Raw genomic sequence first — 1,516 nt, forward strand, 5'->3', positions numbered from 1 at the left:
CTTCGGGGGAAGCAGAAAAGCTACCTTGAGGCTTGAGCGCTCGTGGGGCCAGGCCTTCAATGAGATAGCTGGATGCCCAGGTTAACGACGGGTCCGTAAAGATTGGATCGGGTTTCTCGGGAAGAACAGCGGCGGCCAAAGAATTCCATTCTTCAGCAGTGGGCAGTCGGAAGTTGTGACGACTCCTCTTATTGATCCAGGTGACATATTGCTGAACGTCCACATAGCTCAGCCCGGTTGCCGGTGTTGTAGCGGGGTCCTGGTCAGGTCGTGCGCGCAAGGTCAGCTGACAATCACCCTCGTCCGCGCATCTGTTCCATTCGGTTACGGTGGCTTCATATTTTTGCACGTAGACCGAACGCCCGTCCGGCAAAATGACGGCGCGCTCGGCCATCGCGGGCAAATAGGCTGGATTCGGGCCGCGCTGCGTGAGCGCGACCCAGGCGATGCTTGCCGCCGCAAGACCCAAGATGGCGAAACGAAGGGACGTCTTACCAAGTCTTGTCTCTGAGTTTGCTGCGGCCGACACCGGTCCTCCTCCTCTCTTAGGTTTCGAAACTGCGCGGAGCGACAACCTGCTCCATCAGAGCATTGTCCCACTGACCATCGACCACCACGTGAGCGGTCGCACCCAGCATCACACCTTCGATCAGGTTGTGGTTGACGTAGGCGTAGACGCCCGGTTGCTCGAAGGTGTACATCGCCGCGACCGCACTGCCGCCCCGCACGAACCACGTTTCCATGTCCTGAAGAGGCGCGTCGGTGAACGAGCTTTCCCAGACATAGTTGCCATGCCCGCCGATCAGGTGCGGGCGCGAGTCCCGGTTCGCCTGATTGTGGACCATCAGCACAGTCTCACCAACTTTGGCTTTGATCGCGCCTTCACCGGTCAGAGCACCGACGGCACCGTTGAACACCGAATGGGTCGGGATCAGGCCACGCATCACTTCAAGGCTGTCGGCATAGTCGTCGCCTGCCGCCTTGTAGGTGCGATAGTCGCCGTTTTCGTCCTTGGGCAGGTAATAGTCTTGCTCACCGAAATAGGCGATGCTGTCATAGCGCAGCGGGTTGCCATCCTTATCCTTCAGGCCATCGCGCGGCAGCACCATGATGGCACCGTTCATGCCATGCGCGACGTGATACGGGATCATGTCACCGCCCGGAGCACAGTGGTACGTGAAGCAACCAGGCTTGGTTGCCTTCCAACGCAGTACGCATTCCTCGCCGGGATAGACATGGGTCAGGCCACCGCCACCCAGGGCACCAGTCGACGCGTGGAAGTCGATGTTGTGCTCCATCATGCTGGAAGTCGGGTTGCGCAGCGTCAACTCCACCATGTCGCCCTCATGGACGATGATCAGCGGACCCGGGACAGACCCGTTATAGGTCAGCGCCCAGATTTCGGCACCATTGTCTTCGTCAACGACCATGAGCCGCTCTTCGGTTTCCATGGTGATCTCAACAATCTTCGGACCGCCAGTCGCGACCTGCTCGTGTGCGGGTGCGAAAGGTGGGG

The 1,516-nt window shown here is 59.4% G+C and carries 2 protein-coding genes; both read right to left on the minus strand.

Annotated features, from left to right (window positions below; genetic code table 11):
- Positions 1–529, minus strand: a 529-nt coding sequence (locus tag ACR0E6_RS21040; protein WP_480586954.1) for an SUMF1/EgtB/PvdO family nonheme iron enzyme, incomplete at its 3' end; no start/stop codon positions are given.
- A 16-nt stretch (positions 530–545) separates the two neighbouring features.
- Positions 546–1,516: copper-containing nitrite reductase (nirK, locus tag ACR0E6_RS21045; protein ID WP_480586957.1), on the minus strand; the 971-nt coding region annotated here is incomplete at its 5' end.

The sequence above is a fragment of the Ruegeria sp. AP12 genome (assembly GCF_056540025.1).